Raw genomic sequence first — 14,894 nt, 5'->3', positions numbered from 1 at the left:
GCCGCAACAGCATGGCTCAGCTCCGCCGTTGTCGGCAAAGCTGACGCCGGGCGTGTCGGACGCCGCTTCGGGAATGCGAGCACCGGCGGGATGCCGGTCCACGGGGGGCGAGGACGTGTGAGCGAGTTCCGGCTGTTCGGCGGCATCGAGGCGGACACCGGCGGAGGGCTCGTACCGCTGGGGCCGCTTCGTCAGCGGACCGTGCTGGCCGCCTTGTTGATGGACGCGGGCCGCACGGTGCGGATCGATGAGCTGGCGGACCGGGTGTGGGGCGGCCGGCCACCGCAGCGGGCGAGGGGGACGCTCTACAGCTACGTGTCGCGGCTGCGGCGGGTGTTGCGTGGTGCGGGCCCGGAACGCAGGGGTGGTGGGTACACCCTCGCCGTCGGCGAACCCGCCGTGGACGTGCACCTCTTCCGTGATCTGCTGCGGCGGGCGCGGGCCGCGGACGACAGAACGGCGCTGGTGCTGTTCCGGGAGGCCTTCGCGCTGTGGCGGGGGGAGCCGTTCGCAGGGGTGGACACTCCGTGGTTCAACGCGGCGCGGCAGGGACTGGTCATTGAGCGGGAGGTCGCGGAGTCGGACTACGTGGAACGGCGGTTGCGGCTGGGTGACCATGCCGCACTGCTGCCCCTGCTGTCCGAGCGGAGCGCGGCCCGGCCGCTGGACGAACGGATCGCCGGCCAGTACATGCTCGTGCTCCATCGCACCGGCCGGCAGGCCGATGCGCTTGCGCACTACCGTCGGACCCGGGCCACGCTCGCCGAGGAGCTGGGCATCGATCCGGGGCACGAGCTGCAAGGGCTCCACGCGGCGATGCTGACGGGGAAGCCCTTGCTCGCGGCGCCGGCCGGGCCGGACTGGACGGTCCAGCGTCAGCTGCCGATGGGTGTACCCCGCTTCGTCGGGCGTACGGGTCTGCTCCGGCGCCTGGCGTCGGAGCTGGCCGTCGGGGCGGACGCGCCGGTTGTGCTGTGGGGGTCGCCGGGTGTCGGGAAGTCGGCGCTCGCGGTGCGGCTGGGGCATCGGTTGCGGGAGGCTTTTCCGGACGGGCAGTGGTACGTACGGCTGTCGGGCAACAGCGTCCGGTCTCGCGATCCGGGTGAGGTACTGGCCGCGCTGTTGCGGGCCTCCGGGCAGCGGCCGGGGGACATTCCCGAGCTGCTGGACGACCGGGCGGCGGCCTTCCGGAGTCGTCTCGCCGGTCGCAGGGTGCTTCTCGTACTGGACGAGGCGGCGGACGCGGAGCAGGTGCGGCCGCTGCTGCCCGGGACGCAGGGGGCGGCCGTGCTGGTGACCAGCCGGTCGGACCTGCGGGGCCTGGTGGCGAGCCATGCCGCCCGTACGACGTTCCTGGAGGTGTTCGCCCCGGCCGAGGCCCGTCTGCTGCTGGCCGACGCCGTCGGCGCGCGGCGGGTGGAGGAGGAGCCGGAGGCGGCCGACCGCGTGGCCGAGCTGTGCGCGTACCTGCCGCTGGCGTTGCGCATCGCCGGCGTCAACATCGCCGCGCGGCCCGGGCGCTCGCTCGCTGACTGTGCCGTGGAACTCGCCGGTGACGGGCGGCTCGCGAAGCTGTCCGTCCCGGGTGATCCGCATGCCGCTGTCCGTACCGCCTTCGACCGCTCCCACGCCAAGCTGGCACCGGAAGCGGCCCGGCTGTTCGCCCTGCTCGCGCTGCACCCCGGGCCGGACTTCACCGTCGAGGCGACGGCCGCGCTGCTCGACGCACCGGTCGCAGTCGCTTCGCGGCTGCTCGACGCGCTGGTGACCGCGGCCCTCGTGCAGCGGACCGCCGGCAACCGGTTCCGGTTCCACGACCTGCTGCGGCTGTACGCGGCCGAGCACTGCGATGCCGTCCCGGACATGGCCGCGGCCTGGCGGCGGTTGTGCGGTGCGACCGGTATCTCGCCACTGTCGATGCCGCGGCGGCCTTCGACGGCAGCGGGAACGTGCGGCTGCCCCGTGCGCGTCCGGCGTCCTCACGCTTCGGCGACCGGTATCAGCAGCTGAGAGGCAGCGGGCCGAAAGATCACCGGGCCTTGCGACATCGCAGGCAACACCCCTTGTGGGCAGGGTGGTTCGGCCGGCCATGGGGCTGTCACGGTGTCGGCCTTCCGGCTATACCGTGTGACCATGTCCGCGTTCATACAGCAGCTTCCTGCCCTGATCGGTGTGGTGGTCGGTGCCCTGGGCTCGTACCTGGCGATCACGCGGGGCGACGCGGCCCGCTTCCGCCGCGAGCAGGCGGCCCGTTGGGAGGAACGGCGGCTGACGGTCTACGCCGACTACGCCAGGGCGCTGAAGAAGACCGTCACCCTGGCGTACCGGATCGCCGCGCATCTCGGCAACGACCCCCACCCGCACCCGCTGTCGCCCGAGGAGGCGGCGCCCCACCTGGCCGAGGCCGCTGTCGCCCGGGATCCCGCCGGGGAGGCCCTGTTGATGCTGGGGAGTCCGGACGTGGTGGAGAAGGCCCGCGAGTGGGTCGTCGCGGTGATGGACATGGAAGCGTTCCTGCGCGCCGGGACCGTCAGCCCCGCCACATGGTCAGCGATGCTGGAGCGCCAGCGCACCGCGCGCGAAAGGTACTACGCGGCCGTCCGGAACGACCTGGCGCTCCCGCCCGGACACTCCGGGGAATGGCGGGTCCCGTCGGCCCAGGGTTCCTGAGGACGCACCGCCCCTGACCCCTGGGCCGACGGCTCCGGGCGCCGCGCGCGTCCCCGCCCCCGCGTCTTCGAGCGCTCGCCACGGGCCGAACGCGCTCCCCCGCCCCCGCGCAAAAGTCCAAGTCCGCCGTGGACGCATCCATGGACAGCCCCGGACACTCCGCCGGTACGGTGTGCCGCAGTTCGCGGTCTAGACCACTCTGGAGGTCTCGTGAGAAGGCACGGAAGAACGGTCCGCCTGTCCCTCGCCGCAGCAGCCTCGGCCGCCGCCATGACGGTGGGCATCCTCTCCCCCGTCCAGCAGGCCGGGGCGGCGCCCACCGCCCCGCTTCCCCCCGTCTCCCCCACACCCCGGTCGATCGACCGCGCCGGCGCCGACGCGGTCGTCACCGACCGGGTGCTCGTCGTCGCCGACGCCCGCACCGACGCCGCCGCCCGCGACCGTCTCGTCGCGGAGCTGAAGCGCCACGGCGCCGACCGTGTCGACGTCGTCGCTCCGGGTCGTGAACCGGCTGCCGCGAGCGGGCTGTTGACCGTGAGGCTCGGCCCGGGCGACCGGCCCGACATCGCCGCGGCCCTCGGCGACACCGCCGTTCCCGGCAGTGCGGAGGGCTACGCCGTGCGCGTCGCGGGCTCCGGCGGGGCGGGGCACCGGATCGCCCTCGCGGGCAAGGACGCCGCGGGCCAATTCTACGCCGTGCAGACGCTGCGCCAGCTGTTCGTACGCGGCGACGACGGCTGGAAGGTGGCCGGCGCCGAGGTCAGCGACTTCCCGTCCATGCCGTTGCGCGGCACCATCGAGGGTTTCTACGGCACGCCCTGGACGCACGCCGAGCGCCTCGACCAGATGGACTTCTACGGCGACGTGAAGGCCAACACGTACATCTACGCACCCAAGGACGATCCTTATCACCGCGGCAAATGGCGTGAGCCCTACCCCGCCGACAAGCTCGCCGAGCTCGGTGAGCTGGTGCGGCGGGCGACCGCCAACCACGTCCGCTTCACGTTCGCCGTCTCCCCCGGCGAGTCCATCTGCTACTCCGACGCCGCCCACCGCAAGGATCTCAAGGCCAAACTCCAGGCGATGTACGACCTGGGCACCCGGGCGTTCTCCATCCCCCTGGACGACATCAGCTACACCCGCTGGAACTGCGAGGGCGACAGGGCGGCCTACGGCGAACCGGGCCGGCAGGCCGCCGCCGAGGCACAGGTCGACCTGCTCAACGATGTGCAGCGCACCTTCGTCGCCACCCACCCCGGCGTACGGCCCCTTCAGATGGTGCCCACCGAGTACGGCGACCTGACGGACACCGCGTACAAGCAGACGATGAGGGCCACCCTCGACCCCGCGGTCGAGGTGATGTGGACGGGCACCGACGTCGTGCCGCCGAGCATCACCAACCAGCAGGCGGAGGGCGCGGCGAAGCTGTTCGGACGCAAGGTCTTCGTCTGGGACAACTATCCCGTCAACGACTTCGGCAACACCCGGGGCAGGCTGCTGCTCGCCCCGTACGACAAGCGCGAAGCGGGCCTGTCCGCGCATCTCGCCGGCATCGTCGCCAACCCGATGAACCAGCCGTACGCCAGCAAGGTCGCGGTCTTCGGCGCGGCCGACTTCGCCTGGAACGACGCGGCGTACGACGCACGGGCGAGCTGGCCGAGTGCCATGGCGTACCTCGCGGGCGGCGATCGCGAGGCGACCGAGGCACTGCTGGTCCTCGGCGACCTCGAGCACATGGCGCCCACGTTCGGCGCCACTCCCTGGCAGGAGCAGGCGCCGGAACTCGCGCGCCGGGTGGCGCGGTTCTGGACGTCGTGGGACGCCGGGAACCGTGCGGAAGCGGTCGCGTCCCTGCGCGGCTACGCGACGAGGATCGAGCAGGCGCCGGCCGTCATCCGGAGCGGCTCCGTGGAGCGTGGTTTCACGGTGGACGCGGCACCGTGGCTCGACGCCACCGAGCTGTGGGGCAGGGCGATGGTGCGGATGCTGGACGCGCTCGAAGCCCGGCAGGCCGGTGACCGGGACAGGGCCGACGAGTTGCGGGGCGAGTCGGTCGGGATCCAGCGGCAGGCCACGGCCGTACGGGTGGACCCGCCGCGCAACTCCTGGGGCTCCGCGCAGCCCAAGGTGGGCGACGGTGTCCTCGACGTGTTCCTCGTGCAGGCCGAGGTCCGGCTCCAGCTGTGGGACGTCGCCGGCGGCGGGGAGAACCTCGCGCCGAAGGGGAGGGCAACGGCGTCCAGCGTCGAGCAGAACCTCGACCGCCTGGCTGCCCGGCACGTCAACGACGGTCTGATGGGCACGCGTTGGGCGTCCGGCTACACCGATGACGAGTGGGTGCAGGTCGAACTCGCCGCACCGTCGAAGGTGGCCGCGGTGACGCTGGCCTGGGAGAGCGCCTGCGCCACCGAGTACACGGTCCGGACGTCCGTGAACGGCACGGACTGGAAGACCGTTGCCACGCAGCGCCCGGAAGAGTGCGGCAACGACGTCGTGCGGCTTCCGGCCGACGACGAAGCCGTGCGTTACGTGCGGATGCAGGGCGTCGACCGGAAGACGACCTGGGGCTACTCGATCCACGAGCTGGGCGTGTACGGGGCGCCCGCGTCCTGAGGCATCGGCACCGGGCGGCCCCTTCGCCACCAGGCCGCCCGATGCCGGCCACGGCCGGCCCGATTCTGCGCGGGCCGTGGTCCTGCGGGCCTCGGCCCGCCGCTACGAGCTACGAGCTACGAGCTACGAGCGGACCCTGCCGCGTCAGCCCGGGAGCTCCGTGCGCTCCCACCATTCGTACACCGGCAGTTGGCCCTCGTCGGTGTTCTGCGTGCGCGTCGTGGACTTGAAGTGCTCGTATCCCCCGCGGAACGGGATCTTGAGCTCCTGCCCCGGGTCGTCCACGGGAACGATTCGCTCGGGGAGGTCATCCGGGCCGCCCTCCAGGACGGCCTTCATCGCGTCACTCATGGAGGTCAGTTTCCCCGTGCGGCTGTCCCTCTCCGCCACGACGCGCCGGGGCCTGCGGGTCCGGCGTCAGGACGGGGAGGAGCTGCGGGCGTTTGGCCGTGCGGCCGTCGCCGGACGAGCGGCCGCGCAGTCGGCGGCCGAGCCAAGGGCCGAGGAAGGCGGCTGCCCAGCGCAATTCGGCGGCGGCCGTCCCCCGGGCGGGGGAAGCGGGCGCGACCGGCGGCAGGGGGTGCGTCCAGGTGTCGTCGCTGCCGGGCAGCGCGAGGGCGTGTGCGACGGCGGCGGCGATCCGGGCGTGCCCGAGCGGGCTCGCGTGGAGGCGGTCCGGACTCCACAGCCGGAGGTCGGTGACCACCGCGTGGCGGCCGGTCTCGGCGACGACGACGCCGTGGCGCCCGGCCGCGTCGCGTATCCGGTCGTTGAGCGCGGCGACGCGGGGGCCGAGCGGCCTGGCGAACGGGGTGATCCGGGTGACGTCGGGGAAGGTGACGGTGGCGACGCGGGCCCCCTGGGCGGTGAGCGCGGCGAACACCGCCTCCAAGTGGGCGCCGACCTCGTCGGCGTCGAACCGTGGCCGCAGCAGATCGTTCACCCCGGCGACCACGGTGGCCAGGTCGGGCCGCAGCGCGAGGGCGGGGGCGAGCTGCTCGGTGCGGACGTGGCGGGCCAGGCGTCCTCGTACGGCCAGATTGGCGTACCGGGTGCCCGGGTGGTGGCGTGCGAGGTGTTCGGCGAGCCGGTCGGCCCAGCCGCGCAGGCCCACCGTGTCGTCACCGTCGCCGAGTCCCTCGGTCTGGCTGTCCCCCAGGGCGACGTAGCGCAGGCCCTCCCCTTCACTCGCGGACATCGGCGGCTGCCCTTTCCCGCAGGACGGCGATGGTGCGTACGCACCAGTCGTGGTTGCCCTGCTCGAAGGCGAGGCCGCGCAGGCATGTCAGGTAGGGGCCGACGCGTTCCCCGTGGCGGAGGAACTCCTCCTCCGTACGGTCGCCCCGCATGGTGCGCAGCAGTTTGCCGAATAGTTCGACCTTGGCCTCGGCCATGGCCGCACGCTCGGCGAGCCGGCCGATCAGTGTGTCCGTGTCGACGTGGTCGGCGGCCTGGACCTTGACGACGAGGTCGTCGCGCATGAACGACGGCTTGGCGGCGGTGCCGGTGAAGTGGTCCAGTTCGGCCAGGCCGGCGTCGGTGACCTTGAACAGACGCTTGTTGGGCCGGTTCTCCTGGACGACCTCACGGCCGGTGATCAGCCCGTCCTTCTCCAGGCGGGTGAGCTCTGCGTAGAGCTGCTGCGGCTGGGCGTGCCAGAAGTTCGCCACACCGAGGTCGAACGCCTTCACCAGCTGGTATCCGCTCAACTCCTCGTCGAGCAGCGCCGCCAGAACAGCGTGCCGCAAGGCCATCGGGCCCGCCTCCTTCTTGCGCTCGTACACGGACGCCGACCATGATACTCATGAATCTGACTAGTCATTTTCATGAGTAGAGAAGAATCTCGGCAACCAGGCAGAAAAGAGACACCATGGCTACCGCAGCAGAGCGCTTCCGCACCGCCGTCGACACCCGTGACCTCACGGTTCTGGACGAGCTGTTCACCGACGACGTCCGCTTCTACAGCCCTGTGAAGTTCACGCCGTTCGAGGGGAAGCCGATGCTCCTCGGCCTCTTCGGCGTCCTGATGCGCGTATTCGAGGACTTCCGCTACATCGGGCACTACGACGGCGCGGCGGAGACCGGCGCGGACGGCGTCGAGGCCCCGTCGGCGATCCTGCCCTTCCGGGCGACCGTGAACGGCAAGCAGATCCACGGCATCGATCTGTTGCACTTCGACGACGACGGCCGGATCAAGGAGTTCACCGTCATGGTCCGGCCGCAGTCGGCCGTCCACGCTCTGGGCGAGGCGGTCCTCGCCGGACTGGTCGCCGACGGCCTGGTCCCGGCTCCTCACGGCCGATGACGGTCCGCGCCGACCGGTGACCGCCCGGGCCGGCGGGCTCCCCCCACCCGGCGGTCCCGGCGGCCGCCGGGCTGGTGTGCTCAGCGGGCGGCGAATGCCGTGACGACGTCCGCTGCGCCGAGCAGTCGCACGCGTGACGCGTCCAGCCGCTGCGGGTACAGCGCGAAGACTTCGCACCCGTCGGGGAGTTCGATGTCCCCGCGCAGGAGGAAGGCCAGACCCGCCCCGGACGCACGGCACTCCGCATCCCCGCCCATGTCCGTGTCCGTGTCCGTGTCCGTGTCCGGTGAGCCGATGCGGGCCGCGAAGGCGGACACGTCCTCACCGTCCCGGCGTACGTACACGACCGAGGCCGCGTCCTCGCGGCGCAGCACCACCCGGGACGCACGGGCCGCGGCCTGCCGGCAGGCCAGTTCGCCCAGGCTCACGCGGGCCCCCGACGCGAACAGCCCGGTGAGGCTCCGGCCCAGCGTGGCCAGGGCCGTCGAGTGCCGCCACACGGAGTGCTGTGTACCGGTCACGCCCTTGGCGACGTCGAGCCAGCGCATGGTCCGTGCCGGCAGGTCGACGACGAGCGGCACGCAGGCACGTTCGCCGCCGGTCAGGTCGAAGCGCTGCTCGACGGAGCGCGGTTCGAAGACCGGGCCCGCGCCTCCGGGCGCGTCGCGGACCATGAGTCCGGCGAACGCCTCCGCCAGGTCCCCGAAGGGCACGTTGTTGTACGAGTAGACGACCGCGACCGCATGGCGCACCCCCGCCGCGGCGAGCCGCTCCAGGTCGAGGTCGACGAACTCGCTCGCGCCGAGCGGCGGCGGCGCGTCCTGGAGGTCGCCGGAGTGCACGGCCGCGTCATGGGCGTGCCGCAGGTTCGTGTAGTCACAGACGCCGACCTGCTGCCAGTCCGCGTCGAACATCGCCACCGACAGGTCGAGGTCCGTCCGGCCCGAGGTGGCGCTCTCCGTCCAGTGGAGGAACAGCCGCAGCGTGCGGCCGTCCGGCACCGCCAGTTCACTTCCGCGCGGCAGGGTCACGAAGGCACGGGAAGCGGTGCGCTCGGTGAACGGAGCCATGACGCCGGCCAGTTCGGCGTCGAGGACCGCCGTGTCCACGCGCTGCCCCGTGCCCGCCCGGCGGGACAGCTCCGCCGAGAGGACGCCGACGACGTCCTGCACCGGAGAGGCGGTCAGTGCCGCGCGTCCGTCGTCCGCGACGTGCGCCTTCGCGGACGCCCCCTTGGGGAAGAACACCCGCACCGGCTGTTCCCGCGTGCGGACGCGGATCGCGCCGAGCGCGGACAGCAGCACCGCCGGCGCCACCCGGCCGATCACGCCGCTCAGCGCGGTGACGACCGCCTGTCCCTCGGTCTGCCTGCCGTCGGCGAGCCGGAGCAGATGGTCGAGCCTGCGGACCAGTTCACCCGGGCGTTGCGCGAGCAGCGCAACGGCACCCGTGACATCGGCCGACGTGAGGGCGGCCTCGACCTGCGCGCTCCAACTGTGGGCGGTGACGACCGGTCCGGTGGCGTCGATGCCGTCGGCATCGGCCGCCGCCGCGCGCAGCACGGCGGAGAGGCTGTCGTCCCCGAGGCGGGTACCGCGGAGCGCGGCGAAGGCCAGCGCCGCGCGCGGGTGACGGGCCGCGTACTCGAAGGGGTGCAGACGCTCGGCCGCGTGTATCCAGGCGCGGCGGTGGCGTCGCATGTCCTGGGCCGCCTGGGCCGGGTCGAGCGCGTCGAGCAGGGACAGCAGTCCTCGGCGCAGCGGGCGGGGCACGGCCGCGAACCGCGGGACCGACACCAGTCCGGCGTCCCCGCCGGAGCGCAGGGCCAGTACGCGCAGCACGTCCGTCGCGGTGTCGACGAGTCCGGCCGCGTACGGCAGGGTCGCGGTCAGGTCGTCGGGGTCGTCGAGCAGCCAGGCAACGAGCCGGGCCTTCGTCTCCCGTGCGGGGACGACGGCGGGCAGCGTGTCCAGGCCGGTGCGGGAACGTGCGGCCAGCAGGGAGGTCAGGTCGTCGGCGTCCTGCGGGCGCGGAGCGCCGGTCCGCGTAAGCAGGGTGTCCAGTTCGTACGCGGCATCGGCCTGACGTGCGGTCAGGTCCCCGCCGAGGGAGAGCAGCCGCATGCGCCGGGGAGCCGCGCGTCGCCCGAACAGCCGCCGGGGGCGCTTGGGCTTCAGGAACGGGTCGGCGGGATCGATACGGCGCTGGCACACCGGGCAGGCCGTGAAGTCGGCGCCGTCGAAGCACGTACCGCACACCAGGTGCGCACACGGCGAGACGGGCACGACGGAACCCTCCGTACCGCAGAGCACGCACGGCTGCGCGGGCTCCTGGAAGAGCACCGTCAGCACGCGGTCGACGTAGTACCGGTGCGGGTCGGCCGGAGTGGTTTCCGGGAAGCCGCTGAACAGCGGCTCATGGGGCCGGTCGGCGCCCAGCGCCTGGTCGATGTCGTGCAGCAGGGCACGGCCCGCCGCTCCGAGGGCTCGCGCGTCGAGCGCCGCGAACGCGGTCCGCAGAGCGGGTGCGACGAGGTAGCCGCGGTCGGCGAGGTCGGCCTCCAGCAGTGCCGCGCCGGCCTCTCCGGCCGGGTCGGACACGGCGCCGGTGCCGGTGCCGGGCAGGTAGACAGCACCCCGGCGGGACAGCAGTACGGCGGCGAGAGCGCGCGGCCGGGCGGTGACGGTGACGGACATGTTCTGATCCCCCCTCCCGGACAGGGGCCGGGTGTTGCGCGGGGCGGGAAGTGAGCACGCTGATTCATCAGAAGAAGTCAGAAGGAAGCACACTCGGGAGCCGCCCCGCGCAGCATGAAGCTAGCACCGGCCAGGCGGGCCGATCACCTGCTTTTCCGCATGTGGACCCGGCGGCTCCGGGGACCCACACCGCCGGACGCGCTGCCTCGGCATGCCGGAGCATGCCTGCCCCCTTCGCCGCCGGGTGCGACACGCCGCCGCCCCTGCCGGGCCCGTTCAACTCGCTTTGATACGACGGACACTGTGACCGGGGCTCCACGCCGCTGGGTGGACAGCCTCGGGCACGGCCGACCACCAGAAGGCGTACGAAGAGGATCTCTGTGGCAATCTCCCGTCGTGCCTCGCTCACCGCGCTGGCGGCCCTCGCCGCCGCCCCGCTCACCGGATGCGCCGCCCCCCGCGCCGACGCCGCGCCACCGAGTGCGTCCGCGTCATCCAGGACGGCGCCGGCACCGAGGGCGTCCGCAGGGCCGTCGGGCCGCGCATTCGCCCGACTGGAGCGGGAGTTCGATGCCCGGCTCGGTGTGTACGCCGTCGACACGGGCAGCGGGCGGACCGTCACCCACCGGGCCGACGAGCGCTTCGCCTACTGCTCCACCCACAAGGCACTGACCGCTGCCGCGGTGCTCGAGCGGAACTCCCTGGCCGGCCTGGACAAACTCGTCCGCTACACCCGTGACGACCTCGTCGACCACTCACCGGTCACGGAGAAGCACGTCGACAGCGGCATGACACTGCGCGCCGTGTGCGACGCCGCCGTCCGCTACAGCGACAACACCGCCGCGAACCTCCTCTTCGACGAGCTCGGCGGACCCAAGGCCTTCCAGGCCACGCTCGCCGCCCTGGGTGACACGGTCACGCACGCCGACCGTCTCGAGACCGCCCTCAACGAAGCCACGCCGGGCGACATCCGCGACACGAGCACCCCGCGCGCCCTCGCCGGCGACCTGCGCGAGTACGTCCTCGGTGACACTCTCGACGCAGGGAAGAAGGCGCTGCTGACCGACTGGCTCAGGCGCAACACCACGGGCGACGCTCTCGTACGCGCCGGCGTCCCGGACACCTGGGTGGTCGGCGACAGGAGCGGCGGAGGCGGCTACGGCACCCGCAACGACATCGCCGTCGCCTGGCCGCCCGGGGCCGCCCCCGTCGTCATCGCCATCCTGTCCAGCCGCGCCGCCGAGGAGGCGGAGTACGACGACAGGCTCGTCGCGCGAGCCGCCGAGGTGGTGGTGGCCGCCCTGGCGTAGGCGGCCCCCGTCAGAGGACCAACGCGAAGGCGGGGCACCGCGGTCGCGGCCCGCACCGGGGTGGTCCGGGCCCGAACGGGCCCTGAACAGGGCCGATTCCGGCCCGGTTCGGGGGCGGTTCAACCCCGGTGCGGGCCGGTTCGGGCCGGGTGCGGGCCCGGACCACGCCCGGTGCGGGCCGGTCGGGCCCGGCTCCGGCCCGGCACCCGCCCGGACACACCTCGGTTCAGACCCGGTGCGAGCCCGGACGCCCGGTTCAGCCCGGGTCGGGCCTAGTACGGCTGCGCCAGTACGTGCGCCGCGCCCGGGAGGCCGGTCTTGAGGAGTTCGTCCTCCTCGGGTGTGGTCTCGTTGGACAGTTGGCCGGCCTTCTCCGCCAACAGCCCTTGGCCCGCCTGTCGTTGAAAGTCGAATAATGTCTGGCCGCTGGTGACGCCCCACAGGGCCACCAGTGCGATACCGGGGACGAAGGCCAGGACGAGCAGGGCCGTCCGCAGGGACATGGACGTCGAGCCGGTCCGCCGTGAGGCGCGCGTGCGCAGGGCAATGCTCCTTGACGAGGGACCGACCTGACGGCTGGTCAAATCCAAGGCGCGCTCCGATGCGTGAATATTAGTCATACTGCGACACCACAAAGGACCCGGGACCCTGCCCAAGCATCATCCTTCACTCACACCACCGTCACCGGACAGGGCCGGGGATGGGCCGTCGGAGCAGGTCAACGCCTCCCCGACGGCCCGTGGACCCGTCACACCTCGATCCGGGGGAACAGCGGAGCGGCCGCGGGAAGGACTCCGCCGACGGCCGTGCACTGCTCCCTGATACGGGCCGCGGCCCCCGGCAGGAACGGGTCCAGCCGGTCGCCCAGCACCAGACATGCCTGCAGGAGGGCGTCGAGAGCCCGGTCCAGGCGCTCCTGCGCATGGGGGTCTCCCGCCCTTTCCGCCTTGGCCGACTCCCAGGGCCGTGTGGCGTCGATGCAGCGGTTGGCCTCCTCCACGATCGTCCACACCGCGGCCGCCGCCCGGCGGAAGTCGAAGCCGGCGAGGGCCGCCGCGATCAGCCGGGGGCTGTCCTCGCACGCCTCGGCCAATGGCTTCGAGGTGAGCGCGAGGGGACGCGAAGCCGGAGGACGGCCGTCACGGTAACGGTGGACCATGGTGACGACACGGTTCACCAGGTTGCCCAGCCCCCCGGCGAGGTCGCTGTTGGCGCGGTCCACGAGGCGGTCCCGCGTGAAGTCCGCGTCGCCGACCCTGGGTACGTCACGCAGCAGCCACCAGCGGACCGCGTCCGTGCCGGCATCGGCGGCCAGTTCCGCCGGATCGACCGTCGTACCGCTCGACTTGCTGATCTTGCGGCCGTCGACGGTGAGATAGTCGTGGACGAGGATGTCGGTCGGCAGCGGCAGCCCGGCCGACAGCAGCATCGCCGGCCAGTACACGGCATGGAACCTGAGCACACCCTTTCCCGCCAGGTGGACGCGCCTGCCGCTACCGCGCCACCACTTGTCGAACGCCTCGTCCCCGGTGCCGTACCCGAGACTGGTGACATAGTTGCCGAGCGCGTCCCACCACACGTAGACGACCTGGTCGGGGTCGCCGGGGACGGGGATGCCCCAGCCGCGGGCGCGGCTCTGGGAGCGGGAGACGGAGAAGTCGTGCAGACCGCCCTCGATCAGGCCGAGGACCTCGTTGCGGCGTGAGGCGGGTTCGATCCGCAGGCGTCCGTCCGTGATCAGTTCCCGCAGGGTGCCGGCGTAGCGGGAGAGCCGGAAGAACCAGTTCTCCTCGGACACGGTCTGAGGCTTTGTCCCGTGGTCGGGACATCGGCCCTCGTCCAGGTCGGCGGGGGTCCAGAACTGCTCGCAGCCGACGCAGTACAGCCCCTCGTAATGCCTGCGGTACAGGTCCCCCGCGTCGGCGCACCGCTGCCACAGCCGCTCCACACCGGCGCGGTGGCGCGGGTCGCTGCTGGTGCGGATGAAGTCGTCCGACGACAGGGCGAGCGGCCCCCGCAGGGCGGCGAACGCGGCGGCGTTGCGGTCGACCAGTTCCTGGACCCCGATGCCCTCCGCCTCCGCCGCGAGGACGTTCTTGAGGGAGTTGTCGTCCGTGCCGGTCAGGAAACGGACCTGCTCGCCGGACTGCCGGCCGTGCCGGGCGAGCACGTCCGCCTGGACCAGTTCCAGGGCGAAGCCCAGATGCGGCCGGGCGTTGACGTACGGGATGGTCGTGGTGATGTAGGTACGGGTAGCGGTCATGGAAGCCTCCTCCTGTCCCGGGCGGGGCTTCCACCTGCACATACGCGAAAGAGGCCCCGTCTCCGGGGCCTCGGTACGTCACACGTCCGACTCAGCGGCCCCGTCTGCGGGGCATCATCGGGAACGCGTGCGTGGTCATGCGGGGAGGCTAACAGAGCCCGGCGGGGCGGGTCCGGTCATTTTCCGTCGGCAGCGCCGTGCGCCTTCTCATGCGGCCAAGGCGCGGTCGATGCGACGCAGGACCGTCTTGTGGGTGACATGCCTGCGCAGCCCGTCCAGTTCCAGCCGCGCGTCCCCCGTGCCGATGCGCGCCCGGGCGCGAGTGACCGCCCGCGGCGTCAGGGCGCCTCGGCGCCCTCCGGCGTCGTGAGCCGGGCCACCTCGCGCATGGTGCGCAGGATCTCCGGCCGCGCCGCCGGGCGGGAGGCGAGGCCCCGGGGGCTGGGGTGCCAGGTCGCCAGGGTGCGGACCGCAGGGGCGTAGCGGGCGACGTACGCGGCCCAGCCTGCCTGGGCGCTCCGGCCCATGGGCACGACGACCTCCAACTTCGGCAGCAGCGAGATCACTTCGTGGAGGAACGGCACCGCGCGCTGTACTTCCGTACGTCCCGCCGTGGTGATCCGGTCGGCCGTGCCCAGGTACCACGGCACGACGTTCCAGTGCAGGGAGTGCTCGTAGGGCAGCCCTGCCTCGCGGCGCAGCAGCCAGCAGTTCTGGGCGGTCGGGTCGTTGTTGTCGACGGAGATGATTCCGCTGCCCGTACGCCGCAGGCCCGCCTCGTTGCCCCCGGCCGTCCGGCCGGGCGCCTCCAGCAGGAAGAGGCTGCGCGCCTCGACTCCGCCGGAGGCCGGGTCGAACCACGGAACGGACTCACCCTGACCCAGCCGTTCACGCAGGTCGGCCACCCAGTCGTTGAGCGGCCGCACCGACGGACCGGTACGTACTGCCTTGAGCCGCGCGGTGAGGAAGACGGGATCCCGCAGGCTGCGGGGAGCCGTGGTGGGCGCGAAGCTTTTCGGAGACATGTCGCGCAGTAT

Annotated in this window: 12 protein-coding genes; 5 read left to right on the top strand and 7 right to left on the bottom strand. The window is 72.5% G+C overall.

The features are described 5' to 3' along the window. Window positions 1-117 precede the first annotated feature (117 nt). The 3 genes from ACTMTU_RS01150 to ACTMTU_RS01140 all read left to right on the top strand — a co-directional run bounded on the left by ACTMTU_RS01150 (window position 118) and on the right by ACTMTU_RS01140 (window position 5,283). Window positions 118-2,010, top strand: coding sequence for a BTAD domain-containing putative transcriptional regulator (locus tag ACTMTU_RS01150; RefSeq protein WP_441261504.1), 1,893 nt, complete (start codon window positions 118-120; stop codon window positions 2,008-2,010). 123 nt (window positions 2,011-2,133) lie between these two features. Then, a complete protein-coding gene (locus tag ACTMTU_RS01145; RefSeq protein ID WP_441261503.1) occupies window positions 2,134-2,670 on the top strand; it encodes a hypothetical protein in 537 nt (178 codons plus the stop codon). Window positions 2,671-2,940: 270 nt separating this feature from the next. Next, entirely contained in the window at window positions 2,941-5,283 is a 2,343-nt protein-coding gene (locus tag ACTMTU_RS01140; protein ID WP_441261960.1) for a beta-N-acetylglucosaminidase domain-containing protein, read from the top strand. 144 nt (window positions 5,284-5,427) lie between these two features. Here the strand turns inward: ACTMTU_RS01140 and ACTMTU_RS01135 are convergent, their stop codons facing one another. The 3 genes from ACTMTU_RS01135 to ACTMTU_RS01125 are packed head-to-tail and all read right to left on the bottom strand — an operon-like array spanning window position 5,428 to window position 7,037. After that, the gene (locus tag ACTMTU_RS01135) at window positions 5,428-5,634 is read right to left on the bottom strand and encodes a DUF5988 family protein (RefSeq protein WP_441261502.1); all 207 of its coding nucleotides are present in this window, start codon (window positions 5,632-5,634) and stop codon (window positions 5,428-5,430) included. Next, a complete protein-coding gene (locus tag ACTMTU_RS01130) occupies window positions 5,627-6,481 on the bottom strand; it encodes an SGNH/GDSL hydrolase family protein (protein ID WP_441261501.1) in 855 nt (284 codons plus the stop codon). The genes ACTMTU_RS01135 and ACTMTU_RS01130 overlap by 8 nt, the downstream gene beginning before the upstream one ends. Continuing rightward, on the bottom strand, window positions 6,468-7,037 hold the full coding sequence (locus tag ACTMTU_RS01125; protein ID WP_441261959.1) for a PadR family transcriptional regulator: 570 nt from the start codon (window positions 7,035-7,037) through the stop codon (window positions 6,468-6,470). The genes ACTMTU_RS01130 and ACTMTU_RS01125 overlap by 14 nt, the downstream gene beginning before the upstream one ends. A gap of 116 nt (window positions 7,038-7,153) precedes the next feature. Between ACTMTU_RS01125 and ACTMTU_RS01120 the strand changes: the two genes are divergently transcribed. Further along, the gene (locus ACTMTU_RS01120) at window positions 7,154-7,588 is read left to right on the top strand and encodes a nuclear transport factor 2 family protein (protein WP_441261500.1); all 435 of its coding nucleotides are present in this window, start codon (window positions 7,154-7,156) and stop codon (window positions 7,586-7,588) included. Between the two features lie 80 nt (window positions 7,589-7,668). Here the strand turns inward: ACTMTU_RS01120 and ACTMTU_RS01115 are convergent, their stop codons facing one another. Further along, entirely contained in the window at window positions 7,669-10,284 is a 2,616-nt protein-coding gene (locus ACTMTU_RS01115) for an MXAN_6230/SCO0854 family RING domain-containing protein (RefSeq protein WP_441261499.1), read from the bottom strand. A gap of 374 nt (window positions 10,285-10,658) precedes the next feature. Here ACTMTU_RS01115 and bla point away from each other — a divergent pair, with 374 nt between their 5' ends. Further along, the gene (gene bla / locus ACTMTU_RS01110) at window positions 10,659-11,594 is read left to right on the top strand and encodes a class A beta-lactamase (protein ID WP_441261958.1); all 936 of its coding nucleotides are present in this window, start codon (window positions 10,659-10,661) and stop codon (window positions 11,592-11,594) included. A gap of 272 nt (window positions 11,595-11,866) precedes the next feature. On the opposite strand, the gene ACTMTU_RS01105 is transcribed toward bla, so the two are convergent. The 3 genes from ACTMTU_RS01105 to ACTMTU_RS01095 form a co-directional block, all read right to left on the bottom strand. Further along, on the bottom strand, window positions 11,867-12,097 hold the full coding sequence (locus tag ACTMTU_RS01105) for a hypothetical protein (RefSeq protein WP_441261498.1): 231 nt from the start codon (window positions 12,095-12,097) through the stop codon (window positions 11,867-11,869). 245 nt (window positions 12,098-12,342) lie between these two features. Beyond that, the gene (gene metG / locus ACTMTU_RS01100) at window positions 12,343-13,857 is read right to left on the bottom strand and encodes a methionine--tRNA ligase (protein WP_441261497.1); all 1,515 of its coding nucleotides are present in this window, start codon (window positions 13,855-13,857) and stop codon (window positions 12,343-12,345) included. A 338-nt stretch (window positions 13,858-14,195) separates the two neighbouring features. Next, on the bottom strand, window positions 14,196-14,882 hold the full coding sequence (locus ACTMTU_RS01095) for a uracil-DNA glycosylase (RefSeq protein ID WP_441261496.1): 687 nt from the start codon (window positions 14,880-14,882) through the stop codon (window positions 14,196-14,198). Window positions 14,883-14,894 lie beyond the last annotated feature (12 nt).

This window comes from Streptomyces sp. OZ13 (assembly GCF_052068155.1).
GTDB lineage: Bacteria > Actinomycetota > Actinomycetes > Streptomycetales > Streptomycetaceae > Streptomyces.
This window is presented reverse-complemented; position numbering and strand designations above follow the sequence as displayed.